The 22047-nt window shown below is 63.8% G+C and carries 20 protein-coding genes and 1 pseudogene; 13 read left to right on the top strand and 8 right to left on the bottom strand.

Going from position 1 to position 22047, the window contains the following annotated elements; translation table 11 throughout:
• Position 1: 1 nt before the first annotated feature.
• From H8R02_RS00810 to H8R02_RS00825, 4 genes are read left to right on the top strand one after another with little or no spacing between them, the layout of a single operon-like run.
• A complete protein-coding gene (locus tag H8R02_RS00810) occupies positions 2-1075 on the top strand; it encodes a branched-chain amino acid ABC transporter permease (RefSeq protein ID WP_187079449.1) in 1074 nt (357 codons plus the stop codon).
• A 52-nt stretch (positions 1076-1127) separates the two neighbouring features.
• Complete coding sequence (locus H8R02_RS00815; protein WP_187079450.1) at positions 1128-2375, top strand: ABC transporter substrate-binding protein; 1248 nt, start codon at positions 1128-1130, stop codon at positions 2373-2375.
• 59 nt (positions 2376-2434) lie between these two features.
• Positions 2435-3685, top strand: a complete 1251-nt coding sequence (locus H8R02_RS00820; protein ID WP_187079451.1) for an ABC transporter substrate-binding protein — start codon at positions 2435-2437, stop codon at positions 3683-3685.
• Positions 3686-3707: 22 nt separating this feature from the next.
• The gene (locus H8R02_RS00825; protein WP_187079452.1) at positions 3708-4502 is read left to right on the top strand and encodes an ABC transporter ATP-binding protein; all 795 of its coding nucleotides are present in this window, start codon (positions 3708-3710) and stop codon (positions 4500-4502) included.
• A gap of 24 nt (positions 4503-4526) precedes the next feature.
• On the opposite strand, the gene H8R02_RS00830 is transcribed toward H8R02_RS00825, so the two are convergent.
• The 4 genes from H8R02_RS00830 to H8R02_RS30740 form a co-directional block, all read right to left on the bottom strand.
• Positions 4527-5288, bottom strand: a complete 762-nt coding sequence (locus H8R02_RS00830) for an enoyl-CoA hydratase/isomerase family protein (protein WP_187079453.1) — start codon at positions 5286-5288, stop codon at positions 4527-4529.
• 4 nt (positions 5289-5292) lie between these two features.
• On the bottom strand, positions 5293-5760 hold the full coding sequence (locus H8R02_RS00835; RefSeq protein ID WP_222622295.1) for a Zn-ribbon domain-containing OB-fold protein: 468 nt from the start codon (positions 5758-5760) through the stop codon (positions 5293-5295).
• Positions 5757-6977 carry a thiolase C-terminal domain-containing protein gene (locus tag H8R02_RS00840; protein ID WP_354004851.1) on the bottom strand — a complete coding sequence of 407 codons (1221 nt, stop codon included), beginning with the start codon at positions 6975-6977 and terminating at the stop codon, positions 5757-5759. Before H8R02_RS00840 ends, H8R02_RS00835 begins: the two co-directional genes overlap by 4 nt.
• A 156-nt stretch (positions 6978-7133) precedes the next feature.
• Positions 7134-8003 carry a nitronate monooxygenase gene (locus tag H8R02_RS30740; RefSeq protein WP_354004852.1) on the bottom strand — a complete coding sequence of 290 codons (870 nt, stop codon included), beginning with the start codon at positions 8001-8003 and terminating at the stop codon, positions 7134-7136.
• On the opposite strand from H8R02_RS30740, the pseudogene H8R02_RS00850 reads away from it, so the two are divergent.
• Positions 8002-8154 (top strand): annotated as a pseudogene (locus H8R02_RS00850) (TetR family transcriptional regulator); the annotation flags it as partial. The gene H8R02_RS30740 and the pseudogene H8R02_RS00850 sit on opposite strands and share 2 nt — an antisense overlap.
• 474 nt (positions 8155-8628) lie before the next feature.
• A complete protein-coding gene (locus H8R02_RS00855) occupies positions 8629-8844 on the top strand; it encodes a hypothetical protein (protein WP_187079457.1) in 216 nt (71 codons plus the stop codon).
• A 537-nt stretch (positions 8845-9381) separates the two neighbouring features.
• On the opposite strand, the gene H8R02_RS00860 is transcribed toward H8R02_RS00855, so the two are convergent.
• A complete protein-coding gene (locus H8R02_RS00860; protein ID WP_187079458.1) occupies positions 9382-10002 on the bottom strand; it encodes a TetR family transcriptional regulator in 621 nt (206 codons plus the stop codon).
• A gap of 66 nt (positions 10003-10068) precedes the next feature.
• On the opposite strand from H8R02_RS00860, the gene H8R02_RS00865 reads away from it, so the two are divergent.
• Genes H8R02_RS00865 through H8R02_RS00875 form a run of 3 tightly spaced genes read left to right on the top strand, consistent with a single transcriptional unit; the run spans position 10069 to position 15824 of the window.
• Complete coding sequence (locus H8R02_RS00865; protein WP_187079459.1) at positions 10069-11271, top strand: efflux RND transporter periplasmic adaptor subunit; 1203 nt, start codon at positions 10069-10071, stop codon at positions 11269-11271.
• Between the two features lie 9 nt (positions 11272-11280).
• Positions 11281-14451, top strand: coding sequence for an efflux RND transporter permease subunit (locus H8R02_RS00870; protein WP_187079460.1), 3171 nt, complete (start codon positions 11281-11283; stop codon positions 14449-14451).
• Positions 14448-15824, top strand: a complete 1377-nt coding sequence (locus H8R02_RS00875) for an efflux transporter outer membrane subunit (protein ID WP_187079461.1) — start codon at positions 14448-14450, stop codon at positions 15822-15824. Before H8R02_RS00870 ends, H8R02_RS00875 begins: the two co-directional genes overlap by 4 nt.
• Before the next feature lie 329 nt (positions 15825-16153).
• Here H8R02_RS00875 and hpaR read toward each other — a convergent pair whose 3' ends face one another.
• The 3 genes from hpaR to H8R02_RS00890 all read right to left on the bottom strand — a co-directional run bounded on the left by hpaR (position 16154) and on the right by H8R02_RS00890 (position 18458).
• Positions 16154-16606 carry a homoprotocatechuate degradation operon regulator HpaR gene (gene hpaR / locus H8R02_RS00880; RefSeq protein WP_187079462.1) on the bottom strand — a complete coding sequence of 151 codons (453 nt, stop codon included), beginning with the start codon at positions 16604-16606 and terminating at the stop codon, positions 16154-16156.
• Positions 16603-17481, bottom strand: coding sequence for a Bug family tripartite tricarboxylate transporter substrate binding protein (locus H8R02_RS00885; protein ID WP_187079463.1), 879 nt, complete (start codon positions 17479-17481; stop codon positions 16603-16605). The genes hpaR and H8R02_RS00885 overlap by 4 nt, the downstream gene beginning before the upstream one ends.
• Before the next feature lie 149 nt (positions 17482-17630).
• On the bottom strand, positions 17631-18458 hold the full coding sequence (locus H8R02_RS00890) for an IclR family transcriptional regulator (protein WP_187079464.1): 828 nt from the start codon (positions 18456-18458) through the stop codon (positions 17631-17633).
• 110 nt (positions 18459-18568) lie between these two features.
• Here H8R02_RS00890 and H8R02_RS00895 point away from each other — a divergent pair, with 110 nt between their 5' ends.
• From H8R02_RS00895 to H8R02_RS00910, 4 genes are read left to right on the top strand one after another with little or no spacing between them, the layout of a single operon-like run.
• Positions 18569-19807 (top strand): aromatic ring-hydroxylating oxygenase subunit alpha, encoded by a 1239-nt coding sequence (locus tag H8R02_RS00895; RefSeq protein WP_187079465.1) that lies wholly within the window; start codon positions 18569-18571, stop codon positions 19805-19807.
• Positions 19807-20283, top strand: a complete 477-nt coding sequence (locus H8R02_RS00900) for an aromatic-ring-hydroxylating dioxygenase subunit beta (RefSeq protein WP_187079466.1) — start codon at positions 19807-19809, stop codon at positions 20281-20283. Before H8R02_RS00895 ends, H8R02_RS00900 begins: the two co-directional genes overlap by 1 nt.
• Complete coding sequence (locus H8R02_RS00905) at positions 20280-21221, top strand: PdxA family dehydrogenase (RefSeq protein WP_187079467.1); 942 nt, start codon at positions 20280-20282, stop codon at positions 21219-21221. The genes H8R02_RS00900 and H8R02_RS00905 overlap by 4 nt, the downstream gene beginning before the upstream one ends.
• Positions 21218-22045 (top strand): alpha/beta fold hydrolase, encoded by an 828-nt coding sequence (locus H8R02_RS00910; RefSeq protein ID WP_187079468.1) that lies wholly within the window; start codon positions 21218-21220, stop codon positions 22043-22045. Before H8R02_RS00905 ends, H8R02_RS00910 begins: the two co-directional genes overlap by 4 nt.
• Positions 22046-22047: the final 2 nt, after the last annotated feature.

The following is a 22047-nucleotide window of genomic DNA, read 5'->3' on the forward strand; positions in this document are numbered from 1 at the left end:
CATGTTCTTTCGTCAAGCGGGCATCCACCACACCACCTATCGCGGCGATCGCCAGTTGTTTCCGATCCCCTTCGACCGGTTCCAGATCGCGGCGTTGCTCGTGCTGGGAATTGCGGCGCCCCTGCTGCTCACCCCCCTGTACATGAAGAGCTACATGCTCCCATGGCTCATCTGGACCGCCGCGGCCCTGGGCCTGAATCTGATCCTCGGCTGGGCCGGCCAGTTCCACTTCGGGTATGCGGCGATCATGGGCATCGGGGCGTACACCGCCGTTCACGCCACCCTGAACCGCGTACCCTTCGAGATCGCTCTGCTTCTTGCCGGTGCGATGTCAACGATGATCGGCTGCGCATTCGCCATCACGGCGCTGCGCGTGCGAGGCCTGTACCTCGCGCTCAGCACGCTGGCGCTCCAGTTCGTGATCGACTGGGTGATCAACAAGGTCCCCGCCGTCAGCGGGGGCACCCAAGCCACGATACAGGCCCCACCGATGCGACTTCTTGGCGTGCAGGTCACTTCCGACGTTGCGCTGTACTACGTTGCACTCGGATGGTGCGTGCTGGTGACCGTGTTCATGCTCAACCTGCGCCGCTCGGGTCTCGGCCGTGCCTTGGTTGCAGTGCGGGAGAAGGACTTCGCCGCGGCCGTCATCGGGGTCAACAGCTTCTACTACAAGCTTGCGGCCTTCGCCATGTCGTCGTTCATCGGCGGCGTCAGCGGCGCCGTGCTCGTATTCACGTTCTATCACGCTGTCACGCCGGAACAGTTCGCAGTGAACGTTTCCATCCAGGTCCTTGCGATGGTCATCGTGGGAGGGTTGGGCAGCATCATCGGCTGCTATTTCGGGGTGGCATTCATCCTGCTGCTGCCAGGCGTCGTCTCTAACCTCATCTTCGCCGCCGCCCAGGCCGCGAACCTCAAGATCGGCATCGAGCTGCTCGCGCATGTGCCTGCGTTTCTCTACGGAGTGCTGATCATCGGGTTCCTTCTGTTCGAACCGCTGGGTCTGGCAAAGATCTACAGCAACGTCCGCAACTATTTCATTTTCTGGCCATTCGGCTACGCGAAGAGGTAGGTCTTCGCTCATGTTCTCTTTCACCCATCCCTTCCAAACGAGGAGAGTTCGCATGACAGGCAGTCTGAAGAAAATCCTGGGCGCCGCCGCATTGGCATTGGCGATACCTTCGGCGTTCGCGGCCGATCCGCTTCGCTTCGCTCTTTGCTACGACCTCACGAAGGCCTACACGTTCGTCACGCCGCAATTCGCCCAGGCCGCGAAAGACTATGCTGCGCTGCTGAACTTGCGGGGGGGCATCGAGGGCCAGCCGATCGAAATCATCGTGCAGGATCACGGAAACGAGCCGCAACGGGGCATCGAGTGCTACGAACGCGTCAAGGGCCAGGCTCTGACGATCGACACCCTTTCGACGCCGGTTTCGCGCGCCGTCTTGCCTCGTGCCATGAAGGACGGCGAGGTGATGATCCAGGCCATGGTCGGCCGCGGCGACGCAGTCGACGGCGATGTCTTCAAATGGGTTTTTCCCCTCGGCCCCACCTACTGGGGGCAGGCTGCAAATATCGTTTCCCACTACAAGAATCAGGCAGGAGGCAACCTCAAGGGCAAGAAGATCGCATTCCTGTATATCGACTACCCCTTCGGACAGGAACCGATCCCCGTGATGCAGGAGTTGGCGAAGCGGGAAGGCTTTGACCTCCAGCTTTTCCCGTATCCGCTGCCCGGAAGCGACCAGTCTTCCGCCTGGTCGCAACTGCGTCGCTTCCAGCCTGACCTGGTCGTTCACTGGGCGTTCTCCGCGATGCACGTCGTCGCTGCGAAGGAGGCCAAGCGCAACGGGGTGCCGCTGGACCGCATCATCAGTGTCAATTGGTTGAACGACGTGGATATTGCGAACATCGGACCCGAGGCGGCCAAGGGCCTGCGACGCGCGACGCCTGTTCTGAGCGGCACCGACCACCCTACCGTCAAGGCGATCCTGAGCGAACTCTATGACAAAGGGAAGGGAAACGGCGACCGCAAGTTCGTGTCGGATATCTACTACACGCTCGGTCTCGCCACATACGCGACGGTGTTCGAGGGTGCGCGCATCGCCATCAAAAATGAAAAGCTGCCACTCACCGCTGAAAAGATGCGCAAGGGCCTTGAATCGATCAAGAACTATGACGCGGGGGGGTTGATGCCCGCACTGACCGTGACGGCGAAGGACCACGGCGGCGGTGGCAAGACGCGGATCGAACGTTGGGATGGCACCCGTTGGGTTCCAGAAGGTGAATGGACGGCTGGCTATTCCGACCTCATCTGGAGCACGGTCAAGCAGCACTCCGGCGAATTTGCCAAGTCGGGCGGAGCCAAGTGACCCGTACGCGCCCGGCCCTCGCGGGGCGGGCGCACCTCCTATCGATCAGGACAACTGCCATGACGACATCCCTTCGCTCGAAGCTTGCCGCGATCGCACTGCTCGGTGGCGCGATCTTCCCCTCCGCGCACGCTGCAGGCCCGGTCAAGTTCGGCCTCTGCTACGACATCAGCAAGATTTACGTCGCCGCTGTGCCGCAGGTGGCCCAGGCCGTAAAGGACTATGCCGACCTGCTGAACCTCCGGGGCGGGATCGAGGGCCACCCGATCGAAGTGACCCTGATCGACCACGGCAACGAGCCGCAGCGCGGCATCGACTGCTACGAGCGCCTCAAACGCGATGGCGTGATGGTGTTCGATTTCTTCTCCACGCCCGTGTCACGCGCGGTCCTGCCGCGCATCATGCAGGACGGGAACATCCTGGTGCAGCCGCTGGTCGGTCGCGGCGACGCCGTCGACGGAGAAGTGTTCAAGAATGTGTTTCCGCTGGCGCCGACGTATTGGGGCCAGGCCGCCAACATCGTGAGCTACTTCAAGAAGCAGGCCAAGGGAGAGCTTCAGGGCAAGAAGGTGGCCTTTCTCTATCTCGACACGCCATTCGGCCGCGAACCCATCCCGGTCTTCGAGGCTCTCAAGCGGCTGGAACGATTCGACTTCCAGACCTTTCCGTTCCCGGTGCCTGGAAATGACCAGAGCGCAGCCTTCGCGCAGATCCGCCGGTTCCAGCCCGACTGGGTCGTTCTCTGGTCCTTCTCCCCGCTCAACCCGATCTCCTTCCGGGAAATGCAACGAAACGGCATCCCGCTGGAGCGAATGGTCACGGTCAACTGGATCAACGAGGTCGACATCAACAACTTCGGCGCCGCTGCCGCCAAGGGGCTGAAACGATCCGCGGTCGTGAGCGGCGGCGCCGAGCACCCCCTCGTGCAGGACATCCTGCGGGAACTCTACGACAAGGGTAAGGGCAACGGCGACCGGAAGCTTGTCGCGGACTCGTACTACAACACCGGTTTGGCCGTCTATTCCTCCGTGTTTGAGGGTGTGCGCCACGCGGTGAAGTCCCAGGGCTGGCCATTGACCCCGGAAAAGATTCGCAAGGGCATGTACAGCCTGAAGAACTACGACGCCAAGGGCTTCATGCCACCGATCACCGTGACCCCGCAGGACCACGGCGGTGGCGGCAGGACCCGCATCGACATGTGGGACGGATCGAAGTGGGTACCCCAGACCCCCTGGATCGCGGACTACACCGGTTTGGTGAACACGCTCGTCAAGGCCAATTCGGCGGAATTCGCCAAGGCGAACAAATAAGGAGCCTCGACGGGTACGCACGATGACCAACGCCCTGACATTGAACAACATCGAGGTCATCTACGACCACGTCTTTTTGGCTATCAAGGGTGTCTCGATCGAGGTGCCGAAAGGTGGCATGGTTGCGTTGCTTGGGGCCAATGGCGCCGGCAAGAGTACCACCTTGAAGTCAATCAGCGGGCTGCTGAAGTCCGAACGAGGCGAGATCACGCGCGGCAACGTCCAGTTCCTCGGCCAGGACATCGGAAAGCTCGCGCCCCAGGACCGGGTGAAGCTCGGCATTGCGCAGGTTCTTGAAGGCCGGCGTGTGTTCGAGCATCTCACTCCCGACGAGAACCTGATCGCGGCTTCCGCGGTCCACGGCGGCCGGGCCGAGATGCAGCGCAACCGCGACCGTGTCTACGCATATTTTCCGCGCCTGCACCAGCGGCGCGGCGCAAAGTCAGGCTACTTGTCGGGCGGCGAGCAGCAGATGCTGGCCATCGGAAGGGCCTTGATGACGCAGCCGAAGCTCCTGATGCTGGACGAACCCAGCCTGGGGCTGGCGCCAGTCGTCGTCGGCGAGATCTTCGATATCCTTCGGCGCATCAACCGGGAAGAAGGCATGTCGATCCTGCTGGTCGAGCAAAATGCGATCGCGGCGCTGGATGTCGTGTCGCACGGCTACCTGATCGAGAACGGCCGCGTCGTGATGCACGACCGAGCCGAAGTGCTGCGGAACAACCCGGACATTCGTGAAGCCTATCTTGGCGGGGCGGAGGGCCGCGATTTCAAGGACATCAAGCACTACCGACGTCGCAAACGCTGGCTTGCATGACGCTACAAAGATACCGCGCGGGCCCTACTTGAACTGCGGCCTGCGCTTGGAGCGAAAAGCGTCGACTCCTTCCTTGACGTCGTCGGTCTGGAACAGGAAGGGAAACGCATCGACGGCGTAACGCATGTCGTCGCCCCCTAAGCCCCTGTTGTAGAAAGACTTCGCCATCTGGAGGGCCATTCGCGGCTTGGCGGCCAGCTTTTCCGCGAAAGCCAACGCATCCTCCATCAAGTTCGCATGAGGGACGGCGCGCAGCGCGATGCCCAATTCGACCGCTTGGGCCGCCGAGATCGGCTCGCCGAGCATGCTCAGCTCCTTGGCCCTCGGCCGGCCGACGATCTGGTGCAGTCGCAGGAGTGCGAAACCCGGCAGAAGGCCGAGTTGGATCTCGGGCACGCCGAACTTCGCCTGGTCGGACGCAACGATGAAGTCGCACGCAATGGCGATTTCAAAGCCACCGCCAAACGCGATCCCGTTGACTGCGGCGATGAGCGGTTTTCGGCATCGCTCGGGAGCTTCCAGCACCGGCAACACCCGCGCGATGAAATCGCGCGCCTGTTCCGGCGATTCAGGGAACGAACCGATGTCGGCACCTGCACAGAAAGCCTTGTCACCCCGTCCGGTGATGACACCGACACGGATATCCGGGTCACCGTCGACAAGCGCCAATCCCTCGCTTAACCCCTGGCACAACGCCGGTGAGATGGCGTTGAGCTTGGTGGGTTCATCCAGTGTCAGGACCGCCAAGCGGTCCCGCTTCTCGAACTCAACGCTGCCAATGCGCATGGACTTAACTCCCTTGAACATCAAGACTTGTGTGCGGCTGCGCCAACTTAACGGGCCGGAAACGAGGCAGGACAACATCGGCGTTTGAGGAATCGCAGACGAGTTCCACCGGCATGTCGAACGCGACGGACATCGGATCGGCGTCGATCAGCGAGCTGATCATGCGCGGTCCTTCCGCCAGTTCCACGAGCAGAACGGCATAGGGCGTGTCCTGCTTGAACGCGGGGCCGGGGGCCCTGTGCACGACGCTGAAAGAATGCACGGTGCCGCGTCCGCTGGCCGCGCGATGGGCAAGGTCCGTGCCCAGGCACTTGCGGCAGAGGGCCTGCTGGTAGAACTGCACGTGCCCACAGGTGTTGCAGTGCTGAAGGAGCAATCGCCCATCCTTCAGCCCTTCCCAGTACGCGCGCGAGTCGGAATCTGGCGTCGGCAGCGGCTTGTCATGCGCCTCTCTTGGGTCAATGCGTCTCAAAGCGTTGCCTCCGTTCCGAGGATGGTGGTCGCCTGCGTGGCGAAGCCGGCACCGAGGCTGTGGACCAGCCCCAGTTCGGCACCCTGTACCTGTCGGTCGCCGCAGCGGCCGCGCAATTGCTCGATGACTTCGAGAAAGTGCAGCAGGGACCCCGGCATGCCCGGGTGCGCGAACGACAGCAAACCGCCGTGCGTGTTGATCGGGATGCTTCCCCCGTAGGTGATCTGCCGGTCGTCGACGAACCGGCCGCCCTCGCCTTTCGGGCAGAACCCGAGGTCCTCGAGCATCATGATGACGGTGCCGGTGAAACAGTCGTAGACGCCGGCGACGTCGATGTCACGCGGCCCGACACCGGCCATGGCGTAGGCCCTGTCGCTCGATTCGACCGCACCGGTGGTGGTCAAGGACGGCATGAGAAAGATGTGTTCGTGCGTGTAGCATTCGCCGCCCCCGAGGATGTAGACGGGCGCGCCGCCGGAATCGCGCGCGCGGTCAGCCGAAGTGACGACGAATGCCGCCGCGCCATCGGAGATGAGCGAGCAGTCGAGCTTGTGGTACGGCGTCGTCACCCAGCCCGAATTCAAGACGTCTTCCACCGTGATGGCGTTTTTCATCTGAGCTTCGGGCGTCTGCATCGCATGTTCGCGATGGATCACGGCCACTTTCGCCAGCTGCTCAGAGGTCGTTCCGAATTCCCTCATATGGCGGTGCGCCGTCATCGCGAACGTGTTGGCCACGGGGATTCCGAACGGCATCTCGTATTGCTGGTCGCGGCTCTCTGTCATGGAACGAAGCGCGAGGTCTGGCGAAAGCCCAGTGAGGAGGCTGTCCGCGCCAAGCACCAGGACGTTGTTGGCCAAGCCGGATGCGACGGCCGCCGCGGCGATGTTGAACATGGTCGCCGCGGTGGCGCCGGAAACTTGCAGCGTGTTCGAGAACGTCGGTTGGATGCCAAAATACTCGCTGAACGCCACGCTGAAGCGGTGGAAGGGCGCTGCGAAAGCGGCACTCGTGAGGACGCCGTCGATGGCTGCGCGCTCGATCCCGGCGTCGTTGAGCGCGGCCTTGGCGGCATCGCTGGCCAGTGCCATGACGCTTCGGCCTTCGACGCGGCCCACCGCCGACCTCCCGGCCCCGACAACGGCGGCGCGGCCGCGCAAGCTTCTCCCGGCCGCTGCCGGACCCTGGTGAACAGTTGGCATGGAACTCCGACCCATTTCCCGTGCAGATTTGACGTGGCCACCATCCTAACACCTAACGGTCGTTTGTTTGCCTGCGGCTTCCGGTGGCAGCGAGGGGGATCAACAGCATTTCGTCGAGACGCAGTTTCGTGTCGGCAAGCTCCAGCAGCATGTCCTGCACGACTGGCGAACTCAACTTTCCTCGTTCATGTCCCCGACGAGCTGCCCGACCGGATAGGTGAGGAACGGTTCGGCGTTTGCGCGCTCCACCCGCGTGCGCCCGTGCGCCCAACAAAGCATGTTCTGCAGCGGCGCGGGCAACGGCTCCGGCGCACCGGACCGCGCGTAAGCCTCGCTGAAGGCGTTGCACAGTGTGCGGCACTGCTCGCCCGTGACCTTCCTGGTCAGGATGGCATCGCTCGCGCCCGCCGTGAACAGCTTCTTCTTGATTGCGGGTAGCACTTCGCTTTGCACGGTCTTGAGCCAGATCGAGCCGCACCAGACGCCTTCGCAGCCGAGCGCCAGCGCTGCAGCCAGCTGCCTGCCACGCCCCACACCGCCGACGCCCAGCACCGGAAGCGGCGCGACTGCGCCCGCGATGCGGGGCCACAGCACCATCGAAGAAATGTTGCCGGTGTGCCCTGCGGCTTCCGTTCGACCGCGACGATAACGTCGCATCCCGCCTCTCGATGCCGCAGCGCATGGTCGACCTTCCCTGCCAACGCCCCGACCTTGATGCCTTTCGAATGCGCACGCTCGACGAGGTCGATCGGCGGGCCGCCAAGGGCGTTGACGATGAGCTTGATCGGATGGCGAAAGCAGAGCTCGAGCATCTCCATACTTTCGCGCGGCGTCATGTGCAGGCCCTTGAGCAGTTCGCGCGCCGCTTCGGCCGTCCTGGCCAGGCGCCAAGCGCGGCACCCCCGCGTCGTCGAGCAGCTTTCGCACAAAGTCGACGTGGTCAACTGGGAAGGCATCGACGTCCAATTGCGACACGTCCTCGTACTTCCGTGGCATCAGGATGTCTACGCCGTAAGGCCGGCCGGCGCATTGACGGTCCATGCCGAGACGCACCAAGAAAGAAGCACTTGCCACCCGCAATCGCTTGCTGGATGCGGCCGAACGACAATTTCTTGCCAATGGCGTGGCCGGGACGTCGCTGAACGACATTGCTATGGCAGCGGGCACCACCCGGGGTGCGATCTACTGGCACTTGGGGTGACCTTGCTTTCCATGCTCCCCGTCACGCTCTGTGTGCCGGGTAAACCCGCGGCACGGGCATTCGCGTCCGGTCGCAGATTGTCTTGAGGGACGCGACGGCCGTTTCGCTCTGGCCCCGCACCGCACAGCGACCGCAGCTGTACGCGACGCAAGACCGACGTTCGATCCGGCGAACGCCCGGTCGCGCGAAGGACGACCAACTGGACCGCGACGCCCAGGCGGCGGTCCGGCGGTCCGCCCGGAAGCGCTCACGGATGGCTGCTACATCCGTTGTGCTGATTCGAAACAATTGCTCGACGTCGAAATCTGAAAGCGACTTGTGCTCCAACGAAGCGCGGATGCTATGCGCGCGTCGCCACGCTCTTCGAACATTAGAAATGGGCGCGCGACTTCGCCGGCATCACGGACGCCGACACAACGATGGCGGAACTGACCGGAGTCCTGGAGGGCCAGGCTGTTAGCAGCGGTGTACTCGTCGCGGCGCGGTCGTAGTGGCGGTACTGTTCTGGAGTGGCTGAAGCTGCCGGCGAGCAAGCACAGCCCCAGCAGCATCGCTGAAGTCAACGAAGAGACCAAGGGCCACGCCCGGGCAATCGTCAACCGCCATCGCGAATCGAAGGGCCGTGCCGACGACTCACAGGTGCTGGAGCCGACGTGCTTCCTGCGCGTGACGCTGACTTGAGCAACACGCTGTACACGACGGGTCGCCGTGTGAACAACCTGGTCCGTCACGCCTCGAACCGCGTGACCCAACCAGGAGCGCAGCTCGATTGAATATCGGCAGCAGATGCAGGACATCCGCTGCATCATCCATGACGATGTCGACTGGATCAGGGCGTCGAAAGAGTTGTTGCCTAAAGATGAGCGACGCAGTCCAGCAGCCACGTCGGCCTCGTCCGGCAGGCCCTGACGATGACGCAACACGCGTCACCGTCTTGCTCGGTGCGTTCCCTGAATTCAAGGGGCCACGGACCAAAGGCCGATGAAGCAGGTTGGTGGCACTTCGCGAGCTCATGGCGCAAGGCGCCGTAGGGGGCGCACTGACGGTCGAGCCAGCGCCAACTGCTGCCACCGGGCTCGTGTTGGAATGAAACGCTGCCTCGCTCCGCAATCGAGATCGCCAATGCGGGAATCCGTGGCTCGCTGCCGAACGTCCCAGTTGCTCAGAAGTCATCGACTTCGCGGCATGTCGAAGCTGCTGGCACGCCACCATTCCGAGCTAATCGAACCCGAGCCCGGCCAGGAAGCAGCCCACGATCTTATCGCCGGAAACCTCCAAGTTGAAGGCGGACGTGTCCAGCAGCCAGTTCTGGATCAGCCCGTCAACAAGTGCCTGCAAGCCGTGTGCCGCGGCCGCCGCAGTCATTGGCAGGCGCAGCCCTCGCGACGCCGCGCTGACTCGCAGCGCGCGGCGGATGCCGCGCACCCACTCCATGCGCATGCCCTGATGGCGCTCTCGTATCGCGAACAGGCTGTCCACATACTCCACCTTGTGTGTGGCAATCTCGAAGACGCGGCGCGTCTGCGGATCGCGAACGGTCTGGCTCAACGCAGCCCGAATCGCCGATCGCAAGCTGGGGAGGGCATCTTCGTCTTCGGACGATTCCACCAGGCGGCTCGCCGCTGCCTGCAGCGGCAGCGTCACGCGGTCCATCATGGCGTTGAACAGGTCCGCCTTGTCCCTGAAGTGCCAGTAGATCGCGCCCCGGGTGGTGCCTGCTGCCATAGCGATGTCGTTCAGCGACGTCCCGGCCACGCCATTGGCAAGAAATTGTCGTTCGGCCGCATCCAGCAAGCGATTGCGCGTGGCGAGTGCTTCTTCCTTGGTGCGTCTCGGCATGGACTCGATTATAGATTCATTGACGTATGTATAATCCGCCGCTTCCTGGTCGTTTAGCGAGGCGTCATGTTGCGAACCCGATTGGCAGTGCTGGCCGCGTGTTCTTCGGTGCTGGTGATCGCCAGCCTGACCGGCTGCGGCCGCCAAGGCGGGCCGGCCGCAGCACCGGCCTCACCCCCACCGCCCGCGGTGGGCGTGGTGACAGTTGCCACAGGCGAGGTGGGTCTGGTGACCGAACTCCCCGGCCGGCTCGAGGCATCCCGAAGCGCCCAGGTGCGCGCACGCGCGGCGGGAATCGTCCAGCGCCGCATGTTTACGGAAGGAAGCGACGTTAAGGCTGGTCAGGTGCTGTATCGCATCGATGCTGCCCCATACCAGGCCGCCAACGCCAGCGCGCGGGCGAGCCTGGCTCGCGCGGAAGCCAGTCTTGGACAGGCATCAGCCTTGGCCGAACGCTACAAGCCGCTTGTCGAGGCCAACGCCATCAGCAAGCAGGACTACGCCAATGCGGTTGCGGCGCAGAAACAGGCCGAGGCCGAAGTGGCCGCAGCGCGGGCCGCCGTTCGGACCGCCGAGATCAATCTCGGATATGCAGAAGTGACGGCGCCCATTTCGGGGCGCATCGGCCGCTCGCTGGTCACGGAAGGGGCTCTCGTAGGCCAGGGCGAGGCGACTCCGTTGGCCGTGATCCAACAGATCAATCCACTGTACGTCAACTTCACGCAGTCCTCCAGCGAAGTCATGAAGCTGCGACGCGCGTTCGAACAAGGCCAGCTGAAGCGCGCCGGGGCCGACGGCGCGCAGGTTCGCGTCCTGCTGGAGGATGGCAGCGACTACGGTCCCCTGGGTCGCCTGTTGTTCGCCGACCTCAGCGTCGATCCGGCAACGGGCCAGGTGACGATCCGGGCCGAGATTCCCAACCCGCGCGGCGTCCTGCTGCCGGGGATGTTCGTGCGCGTGCAACTGGAGCAGGCCAAAGCCACGAACGCGGTGCTTCTGCCACAGCAGGCCGTCACACGCTCTCCTCAAGGCGACACGGTCATGGTGGTATCGGCAGATGGCAAAGTCGCCTCGCGGCCAGTCAAGGTCGGTGGTTCGCGCAACGGGCAGTGGGTCATCCTGCAAGGACTGCAGCCGGGCGAGCAGGTAATGGTGGACGGTTTCCAGAAACTGAGGCCTGGCCAGCCGGTCAAGCCCACGCCTTGGACGCCTGCAGGTGCAGGCGCTACCGCCGCCTCTGCTGCCGCTTCTGCCCCGGTCTCACGCTGAGCGCAGCCCATGGCCAACTTCTTCATCGACCGGCCGATCTTCGCCTGGGTCATCGCCCTTTTTATCATCGTGCTGGGCAGCGTGGCCATTACGCAGCTGCCGATTGCCCAATACCCGCCCGTCGCGCCGCCGTCGGTGGTCATCTCCGCCACATACCCGGGTGCGTCGGCACGCGCCCTGGAAGAAAGCGTGATCACCGTCATCGAGCAGGAGATGAACGGCTCGCCCGGTCTGATCTACATGGAGTCCGTCACGCAGGCGAACGGCAACGGTCAGATCACCCTCAGCTTCGAGCCCGGAACGAATCCTGACCTCGCGCAGGTCGATGTGCAGAACCGCTTGTCGCGCGCGGCCCCGCGCCTGCCTTCGGCGGTCACTCAGCAAGGCGTGCGCGTTGACAAGGCACGCTCGAACTTCCTGCTCTTCACGATCCTGTCGTCCGACGACCCTGCCTGGACGCCTGTGGAACTGGGCGACTACGCATCGCGCAACGTGTTGCCCGAAATCCAGCGCATACCCGGCGTCGGCCAAGCCCAGTTGTTCGGCACCGAGCAGGCGATGCGAGTCTGGATCGACCCGCAGAAGCTGGTGGCGTACAACCTCTCGGCCGGCGACGTCACTGCCGCGATCCGCGGCCAGAACGCGCAGGTCTCATCCGGCAGCATCGGCGAGTTGCCCAATGTTGCGGGCCAAGGCATCGCCGCCACGGTGCTGGTCGAGGGCCAGCTCTCCGACGTCGAGCAGTTTCGCAATGTCGTGCTGCGCGCCAATACCGACGGCTCCGCTGTTCGGCTGAAGGATGTGGCTCGGGTCGAACTGAATGCGCAGAATTTCTCGACCGCAGCCCGCCTGAACGGGAAGCCGTCCACCGGTATCGGCGTCCAGCTGTCGCCCAACGGCAATGCGCTCGCCACGGCGGACGCCGTGCGCCAGCGCCTGTCCGAGCTTGGCGCCTACTTCCCGGCCGGCATGAAGTGGGACATTCCGTACGACACTTCTCGCTTCGTACGGATTTCGATACAGCAGGTGGCGATCACGCTTGTTGAAGCCGTGGCGCTCGTGTTCCTCGTGATGTTCCTGTTCCTGCAGAACTGGCGCTACACCCTCATCCCGACCCTGGTGGTTCCCGTGGCGCTGCTGGGTACGTTCGCGACGCTGCTGGCCCTCGGGTTCTCGATCAACGTGCTCACGATGTTCGGCATGGTGCTGGTCATCGGCATCGTCGTGGACGACGCGATTGTCGTGGTGGAGAACGTCGAGCGGATCATGAGCCACGAGGGTCTTCCTCCGCGGGAGGCTACGCGCAAGGCCATGAGCCAGATCCAGGGCGCGATCATCGGGGTGACGGTGGTCCTTGTGTCCGTCTTCGTTCCACTTGCGTTCTTTGCCGGCGCGACCGGCAACATCTATCGCCAGTTCGCCGCGGTCATGGTGGCTTCGATCGGATTTTCGGCGCTGATGGCGTTGTCGCTGTCGCCGGCGCTGTGCGCCACGCTTCTTCGACAGGTGCCGCCCGGCCATCATGACGACAAACGCGGGTTTTTCGGCGCCTTCAACCGCGCGTTCGGCCGAACCGCGCACGGATACGAGGGTGTTGTCGCACGCATCCTGCATCGCGCGCCACGGATGCTGATTCTCTACGCCGCGATCGGCGCCGCGGCCGCGGTGATCTACGCGCGGCTTCCCACCTCGTTCCTGCCCGCGGAGGACCAGGGGACCCTGCTGGTCAACGTGCAGCTGCCGCCCGGTGCGACGATCGGACGAACCTCGGGCGTCATGCAGCAGGTCGAGGCGTGGGTGCTCAAGCAGCCCGAGGTGCAGAGCATCGTCAGCGTGCTGGGTTTCTCGTTTTCCGGGCAGGGGCAAAACGCCGCGTTGGCGTTCGTCACGCTGAAGGACTGGAAGCAACGTGAAGAGGCCGGCGAGTCGGCCCAAGCCCTGGCAGGCCGTGCGTTCGGCGCACTCTCTGCCATCCGTGACGCGTTTATCTTTCCTCTCAGCCCTCCGCCGATTCCTGAGCTCGGGACTGCCTCGGGTTTCACATTCCGACTGCAGGATCGAGGGGCCAACGGCCGCGCGGCGTTGATCGCCGCGCGCAACCAACTGCTCGGCGCAGCGGCCAAGAGCCCCGTGCTGGCTCAGGTCCGTCCCGATGGGCTGGAGGACGCGCCGCAGCTGCAGTTGGACATCGATCGTGAGAAGGCGCAGGCCTTGGGCGTCGCATTCGAAGCCATCAACGGCGCACTGTCGACCGCCCTCGGTTCGAGTTATGTCAACGACTTCCCCAATCGCGGCCGGTTGCAGCGCGTGGTGGTGCAGGCGGATGCGCCTTCGCGCATGCAGCCCGAAGACCTGCTGCGACTCAACGCGATCAATCAGCAGGGCAGACCGGTGCCCTTGTCTGCATTCGCGACCACCCGCTGGGTGACGGGGGCAATGCAGACGGTGCGTTACAACGGATACCCGGCCATGCGCATTTCTGGCGGCCCGGCGCCCGGGTACAGCACCGGCGCCGCCATGGCCGAAATGGAGCGGCTGGCGGCCCAGCTGCCGCAGGGCTTCGGCTACGAGTGGACGGGACAATCGCGCGAGGAAAAGCTGGCCGGCGCGCAGGCAATGATCCTCTACGGCTTTGCCATCCTGGCCGTCTTCCTCTGCCTGGCTGCGCTCTACGAGAGTTGGTCTATCCCGTTGGCGGTGATCCTGGTGGTGCCCTTGGGGGTGCTCGGCGTCCTGCTGGCGACGTTTCTGCGCGGCTACGCCAACGACGTGTATTTCCAGGTCGGCCTGATCACCACCATCGGACTGTCGGCGAAGAACGCGATCCTGATCATCGAGTTCGCCAAGGATCTCCAAGCGCAGGGAAGGAGCCTGGTCGATTCGGCGCTCACCGCCGTGCGTCTGCGCTTCCGGCCGATCGTCATGACCTCCATGGCCTTCGGACTCGGCGTACTGCCATTGGCAATCGCCAGCGGAGCCGGTTCGGCAAGCCAGCGCGCAATCGGAACGGGCGTGCTCGGCGGGATGATTACCGGCACCGCCTTGGCGGTGTTCTTCGTGCCTGTGTTCTTCGTGCTGGTGCGCGGGCTGTTCAAGGGCAGCGAGCGCCAGCGCCGCTTCGCTGCGCAACACATGGCTTTGGACCTCGCCACCGACAACCCTCCGGGAGACCGCACATGAACCTGTGCCCTTCGCAGTCGCTGGTGGCCGCTTGTGTGGCGGCGTTGCTGGCAGGCTGCTCTTTGATGCCCGCTTACGAGCGCCCCGAGCCGCCCGTTCCTGCGGCGTTTCCGTATGGCTCGCCGTCTGATCAGCGGGGCGCGGCCGATCTTGAGTGGCAGCAGTTCTTTCCCGACGGCACGCTTCGCACGCTCATCGCGAAGGCACTGGCGAACAATCGCGACCTGCGTGTCGCGGCGCTCAATATCGAGCAGGTTCGCGCACAGTACGACATCCGTCGGGCAGACCGGTTTCCCACGGTCGGGGCGACAGTCGGCGGCACGCGCGCTCCGGGCGCCTCGGGCAGCAGCGTGACTTCGTATACGGCCGGCATTGCATTCTCATCCTGGGAAATCGACTTGTTCGGCCGCGTTGCGAGCCTGTCCGAAGCGGCCCTCGCGCAATTTTTCGCGAGCGAGGAGGGGCGCAAGGCCGTCCAGGTCAGCCTCGTGGCGTCGGTCGCAACGACATGGCTGAGCCTGGCAGCCGACGACGAGCTCCTGGAACTCACTCGCCGCACGCTCGCCACGCGTGAGGACTCCTTGCGCCTGACGCGATTGCGCTTCGAAAACGGCGTCGCCAGCGAAATCGACTATCGGCTGGCGCAATCGCTGGCGGAAACGGCTCGTGCGACGCTGGCCCAACTGCAGCGGCAGCGCGCCAACGACCTGAACTTGCTGGGTTTGCTGCTCGGAGAGCCTGTGCCGCCCGAGTTCCAGACAGGCGCCACCACGCAAGCCGTGCGCCTTCCCGACCTGCCGGCGGGCACGCCATCGGACGTGCTCGTCCAACGACCCGACGTGCGCCAGGCCGAGCAGCAACTCGTTGCGGCCAACGCCAACATCGGGGCCGCGCGCGCCGCGTTCTTTCCCCGCATCACACTCACCGCCGGCATCGGCACGGCGAGTTCCGATCTCTCCGGCCTGTTCGGAGGGGGCTCGTGGGGCTGGACTGCGGCACCGTCCTTGCTGCAGCCCATCTTCGACGCCGGACGCAACCGCGCCGGCCTCGCTGCGGCACTGGCCGGGCGTGATATCGCGCTGGCTCAGTACGAGCGCGCGATCCAGTCGGCTTTCCGAGAGGTCGCTGACGCTCTAGCGGCACGTACGACGTGGAGCGACCAGCTGCAGGCGCAATCCGGGGTCGTGGCGGCGGAGGAGGCTCGCACCCGGCTGGCGCGCCTGCGTTATGAAGCCGGCGCGGCAAGCTATCTGGACTTGCTGGACGCACAGCGCTCGCTCTTCACGGCCGAGCAGTTGCTGGTTCAGACGCGACTGGCCCGCCTGCAGAACCAGATCCAGCTTTACCGCGCATTGGGCGGAGGGTGGCGCTGATCCCCCGCGGATCGCTGCGGCTTATCGCGAATGGTAGGTTCGGTTGCCCGCTGGCACCATTCAGGGCACGAAAATGCTAAGCCTGTTTATCGTTTTACGCTGCAGAGCGATTCCCGCCACGGCCTCGATATCGTGCTAACCGGAGGCGGCGCGGGTGCGGCATACCAAGTCGGTGTGCTCTTGGGATTTTGCGCATTCGGCGCGAGCTGAGCGCGTACTCGAAACCTCCGTTCGACATCTACGCCGGCACGTCCGCCGGTGCCATGAATGCGGCCACCCTCGTTCCCGAGCGGACGACTTCGATGGCTGCGATCAGAGTGCCCGCGCACCTACCGCAAGCCCGGAGCCTTCTCCATAGCGGCCACGACTTCGTCCAAAAGTACGTAAAGACTTGCAAGGTTCTGCCGACCCAAGCTCGCCTCCAAGGAGCCGTATGACGATTCGATGGAGGGGGACAGCTGCCGGGCGAGTCGAGTCCCGATTGGCGTGGCCTCCACCAACGTACAGCGCTTGTCTTTCTGGTCACGCTTGCGCCTGACCAGACCACCGCGCTCCATGCGATCGATGATGCCGGTGAGACTGGCTCCCGCGAGCAAAGTTTCGTGCGCCAGCCTACCCGTTTCAAGGACGCCGCACTCGGCAAGAACCCGCAGGACCCTCCACTGTTGATCCGACAAACCATATTTGCGCAGCGCCGGCCGATGGAATGACAGGGCGGATTCTCGCGCCCGCAGCAACAGGAGCGGAAGATTGCGCCTTGCGAGCAGCTCGGAAGACGTCAAGGCTTGATGTTGGCCTGCCGCACGACCTCCTTCCAGCGGAGCTGCTCTCGCTCGATCATTGCGCGCAATTGCTCGGGCGTGGAGCTCACCGTTTCCAGCCCGATATTCGCAATCTTCTGCCGCGTCTCCGGCATGGCGGTTGCCTTCTGCAGCTCTGCGGCGAGCAGGCCGACGATCTCTCGAGGAGTGTTCGCCGGTGCGAAGAGACCAAACCACGAACTGACATCGAAATCCTTCAGTCCGGCTTCCTGGAGTGTCGGAACCTCCGGCAACTGGTCGCTGCGCTGGGCGGTGGTCACGGCCAGCGCCCGCAGCTTGCCGGACCGAATGAACGGCAGGGAACTGTTAAGCGCGTCGCACATGAGGTCCACCCGCCCCGCTATCACGTCCGCGATGCCAGGCGCGCTGCCTTTGTAAGGTACATGCAGAGCCTTGATCCCGGCCTGCCGGGTGAACAGCTCGCCGGCCAAGTGCAGTGGGGTTCCGGCCCCAGGGGACGCAAAGGAAATGCCTTCAGGCCGCGCTCGCGCATGAGCGATCAGCTCGGCAACGGATTTGATCGGCAGCGACGACGGAACCACCATCACCAGCGGGGAACGCGACGCAAGGCCGATCGGCGCAAAGTCTCGAAGCGGCTCGTACGACAGGTTCTGGTGCAGCGCGGGGTTGATGGTCATCACCCCTCCCGCACCTAGCATGAGCGTGTACCCGTCGGGCTCGGCCTTCGCTGCCTGCACGGTGCCCGAGATCCCGCTCGCGCCAGGGCGATTCTCGACGACGAAACTCTGTTGGAGGCGGACACTCAGAGCTTCGGCGTAGATGCGTGCCGTCATGTCGTTTGCCCCGCCGGGGGCATATGCGACGATGATCTTCACCGGGCGGTTCGGGTAGGACTGGGCTCGGGCGAGGGGTACTGCCGAAGCGCAGAGCATGCCAGCGCTCGCGATAAGGAAGTTCCTGCGGTCAGGCCGGATGGAATTCGACACGTCGTCTCCTTTTTGGATTACCAAGATAGCTCGCCGCTTCAGGCGGCACGTTGCGGGCGGGTCCGCCGAGGCGCGCCGCCTATCTCAAGCCACCGTGTGGAGCGGAGGTCGGAAGAGATGGCGGCTGCAGCCTGTTGAAGAAGTTCGGTCATTTGCGGCTCTGGAGGGTCGCGTAGCCGGTTGCTGACTGCCACGATACCGACTGCGGCGGCGATTTGATTCGACTCATCGAAGACAGGTGCCGCCAGACCGCCCACGCCGACCAGCCGCTCGTCGACGGCCACCTCGTACCACCGTTGCCGGATCAGCGCGAGCCGTTCCGCCAGTGCAAGAGGGTGCTCGGTGCCGTGTGCTTGGAAGGCCAGGATGACACGGCCCATTGCAGAGGACTCCGCCGGCATGAGCGAGCCCGGCCGCACCGTGATTGCCACATCGGCGCGGCTTTGAACGGCATCAACGACCGCCACCTGCACACCTGCGGGCATCGCAAGCACGATTGTTTGCGCGACGCGCTCATGGAGGCGCAGTAGGTGTTGATGCGCCGTGCGGCGGAGGTCGAAATTCTCTCCCAGGGCCATTCCGAGACGAAACAGCTTCCAGCCGAGGCGGTAACGGTCGCTCGCAGCGTCCTTCTCGACGAAGCCCAGCTCGCGCAGCGTGAGCAGATGCCGGTGCATGCGCGCTTTCGTATGCCCCAAGCGCCGAGCCAGTTCGCTCACCCCGATGGGATCGGATGCATGCGCAAGCTCCTCCACCACGGCAAAGGCAACCCCTACGGACTGGACGCCTCCAGTTGTTGCCCTGATGGTTTCTGTGGCATGCCTCTCAGGAGAGGTGCTCGCGGCGGATCGCCTGGTGGGATTCATTTTTCTGCGTCTTGACAAACTCTCCACCCCATCTTAGAGTTTCTCGCACCTCATGACAAGCGTCTCGGCGTGCGATACGCTGCTTTTTTTGATCTCCGCGTCCAGCTCCAATGAACGAACAACCTCCATTGATCCGTTGGCCCGTTGCGGGGGAATCTCGGGTCCCCTACTCCGTCTTCTCACGCGAAGCCTTCGATGAAGACGAACAGCGACGCATCTTCCTGGGCAAGCACTGGCATTTCGTCTGCCTGGAAGTGGAAGTCGCAGCCCCCGGCGACTTCAAGACCACGCACATCGGCAAGGCGCCGGTGGTGATCTCGCGCGACTTCGACGGTGAAATCTACGGGTTCGAGAACCGCTGCGCGCACCGAGGTGCGCTGATTTGCCTGGAGAACGCGGGGAACGCCCGTCAGTTCCAGTGCGTCTATCACGCGTGGTCCTACGATCTCCAGGGCACCCTCACGGGCGTCGCGTTCGAGAAAGGCGTGCGCGGCCTCGGCGGTATGCCGCCCAGCTTTTGCAAGGAAGAACATGGGCCGCGCAAGCTTCGGGTGGCCCTGTTGGCCGGCCTGGTGTTCGCGAGCTTCGCGGATGATGTCGACCCACTGGATGAGTATCTCGGACCGGAAATCGTCGCAAAGATCGAACGGGTTCTCTTCAAGCCGCTCGAGGTCATCGGACGTTTCACCCAGGTGCTGCCGAACAACTGGAAGCTCTATGCCGAGAACGCCCGGGACACGTATCACGCCAGCCTGCTGCATCTGTTCTTCACGACTTTCAACATCACTCGCCTGAGCCAAGGGGGTGGAGTCGTAATCAGCCCAAGCGGCGGCCATCATGCGAGCGCGAGCATCAAGGCCCCGGAGGAGGAGCGTGGCACGGACACCGCCTACGCGGAGCAGCGGTCGAACCAGGACGGTTTCAGGTTGCATGCACCGCAGATGCTCGACTCAGAAGACGAGATTGGAGACGGCATTCGGGTCCAGATACTGACTGTCTTTCCCGGATTCGTCTTGCAGCAGATCCATAACTGCATCGCAGTGCGCCAGATCGTGCCCACCGGAGCCGCTTCGATGGACTTGCACTGGACTCTCGTCGGCTTCGCCGACGACTCACCCCGCTTGCGTGAAATGCGACTGATGCAAGCCAACCTGGTTGGACCGGCCGGCTACGTGTCGATGGAAGACGGCGCAGTGGGCAACTTCGTGCAACGCGGCATTGCTGCTGCAGCGGACCACGAGTCGGTGATCGAGCTTGGTGGCCTGGAGAGCAAGAGCCAGGATTTCCGTGCGACAGAAGCGTCCATCCGCGGCTTCTGGAAAGCCTACCGCACGGCAATGGAGCTTTGATGCAGGAACTCGAATCGAGCCTTCTCGCTGCGCGGCTGAATGCGCGGTACGGTCGCAGCCTCGACGCCGGCCTCCTGGACGAGTGGCCGCAGTATTTCACAGAGGATGCCCTGTACCGGGTCACGACCCGCGACAACTTCCTCGGCGGATTGCCAGGGTCCCTCATCTATGCGAGGGGCAAGGCGATGCTGCTGGACCGCGTTCAGGCCCTCCAGCGTGCCAACATCTATGAAGTCCAGAGTTACCGGCACGTCATCGGAACTCCCTTGCTGGAAAACATGGTAGACCAGACGCTTAAGGGTGAGACTCCCTTTCTCGTTCTACGAATCATGCGCACGGGTGAGACTAGCATCTTCGCTTCGGGAAGCTACGTCGACCGCATCGCAGTGCGGTCCGACGGCCAGATGCTGCTGTCAGAGCGGCAGGTGATCTGCGACAGCTCCCGCATCGACACCTTGCTTGCGATTCCGTTGTGAGCAGGCCCCGCATCGCCGTCGCTCTCGGCGACCCGAACGGTATCGGGCCCGAGATCGCTGTCAAGGCCGCTCGCGCGTGCCGAAGCGAGGCCGACATCATGTTGGTTGGCGCCGCTAGAGTGACGGAAGACAGCATCCGGCGCTTCGGAAACCGCGAGTCCTTCGCCACCCGTGATGTCCAGTGCATGGGACCGGACGACTATCGACCTGGTGAAGTGAGCGCGGCCGCGGGGAGGGCCACCGTCGGATTCATCGAGGAAGCCGTTGCGATGGCCCTCGCGGGAGAAGTCGACGCGGTGATCTCCTGCCCATGCTCGGAGACGGCCGTCAACATGGCGGGTATCCGCTTTGCGGGATTCCAGCCGCTGGTGGCGCAACTCACCGGTACGCCGCCCGACGAAACGTTCATGATGCTCGTGGCGGGCGGACTGCGCATCTCCCATGTCACGCTGCACGAAGGCGTCGGCCATGCACTTGCGCGGATGACACCTGAGTTGGTCTGCAAGGCGGCCCGCGCGACCGATCTGATGCTGCGACGGCTGCACGTTGAGCGGCCGCGGCTCGCCATGTTCGGTATCAATCCGCACGCCGGAGAGGGCGGACTTTTCGGCGACGAAGACGAGCGCGTCACCAAGCCCGCAGCCGAACAGTTGCGTGCCGAAGGCTTGCGCGTGGAAGGTCCCTTGCCGGCCGACCTCGTGCTCAGTCAGCGCGCGCATGATGGCTATCTCGCCATGTTCCACGACCAGGGCCACATCCCCGTGAAGCTGCTGAGCCCACTGCGAGCGACCTCCTTGACGCTCGGGCCTCCCGTGATTTTCGCCAGTGTGGCTCACGGATGCGCCCACGACATTGCGGGCCTCGGGCGTGCCGATCCCGCCGCTCTGCAACAAGCGATCAGCCTTCTTTCCAGTCACCTTGCACAGGAGCCAGCATGACAGCACAACGCAGCCCGGCCATTGGCCGGACCATCGACGCAGGAGGCATCGAGACGAACTACCACGAAACAGGCAGCGGTTTTCCGGTGCTGCTCTTGCACGGCTCTGGCGTCGGCGTCTCCGGCTACGCGAACTGGCGGTACACGATGCCGGAAATCGGCAAGAGTTTTCGCGCAATTGCCATGGACATGGTCGGTTTCGGTTACAGCGCGTGTCCGACGGACGCCTCCTATTCGCTGGATTACTGGGTGGATCACGTCATCCGTTTTCTCGATGCGATGGGCATCGAGAAAACAAATCTGCTTGGCAACTCCTTCGGCGGTGGTGTGGCGCTCGCGGTGACGGCGCGCCATCCAGACCGAGTGAGCCGCACCGTCCTGATGGGCGCAGTGGGAACGCACTTCCAGATCCCGCCGGCGTTCAATGCAGGTCATGGATATGAGCCTGCGGTCGAACGCATGCGCAAGCTGCTGCAGAACTTCACCTGCGCGCCCGAGAACATCACCGACGAAGCCGTTCAGTTGCGATACGAAACCAGCATGCGCCCAGGGTACCAGGCTACCTTCGAAAAGCTGTTTCCAGGGACACGCGAGCAGAAGATGCTGGCGATGATCACGCCGGACGACCAGATCCGCTCGATCCAGAGCGAGGTGCTGCTGATCCACGGTCGCGAGGATCGCGTTGTGCCCACCGAAACGAGCGAACGGCTGTTCCGGCTCATTCCGCGCTCCGAACTGCACATGTTCGGACAATGCGGCCACTGGAGTCACCTCGACCAGGCACCGCGCTTCAACCGCCTTGTGATCGACTTCTTCGGAAGGTGACC

Source organism: Ramlibacter albus, assembly GCF_014297445.1.
GTDB lineage: Bacteria > Pseudomonadota > Gammaproteobacteria > Burkholderiales > Burkholderiaceae_C > Ramlibacter > Ramlibacter albus.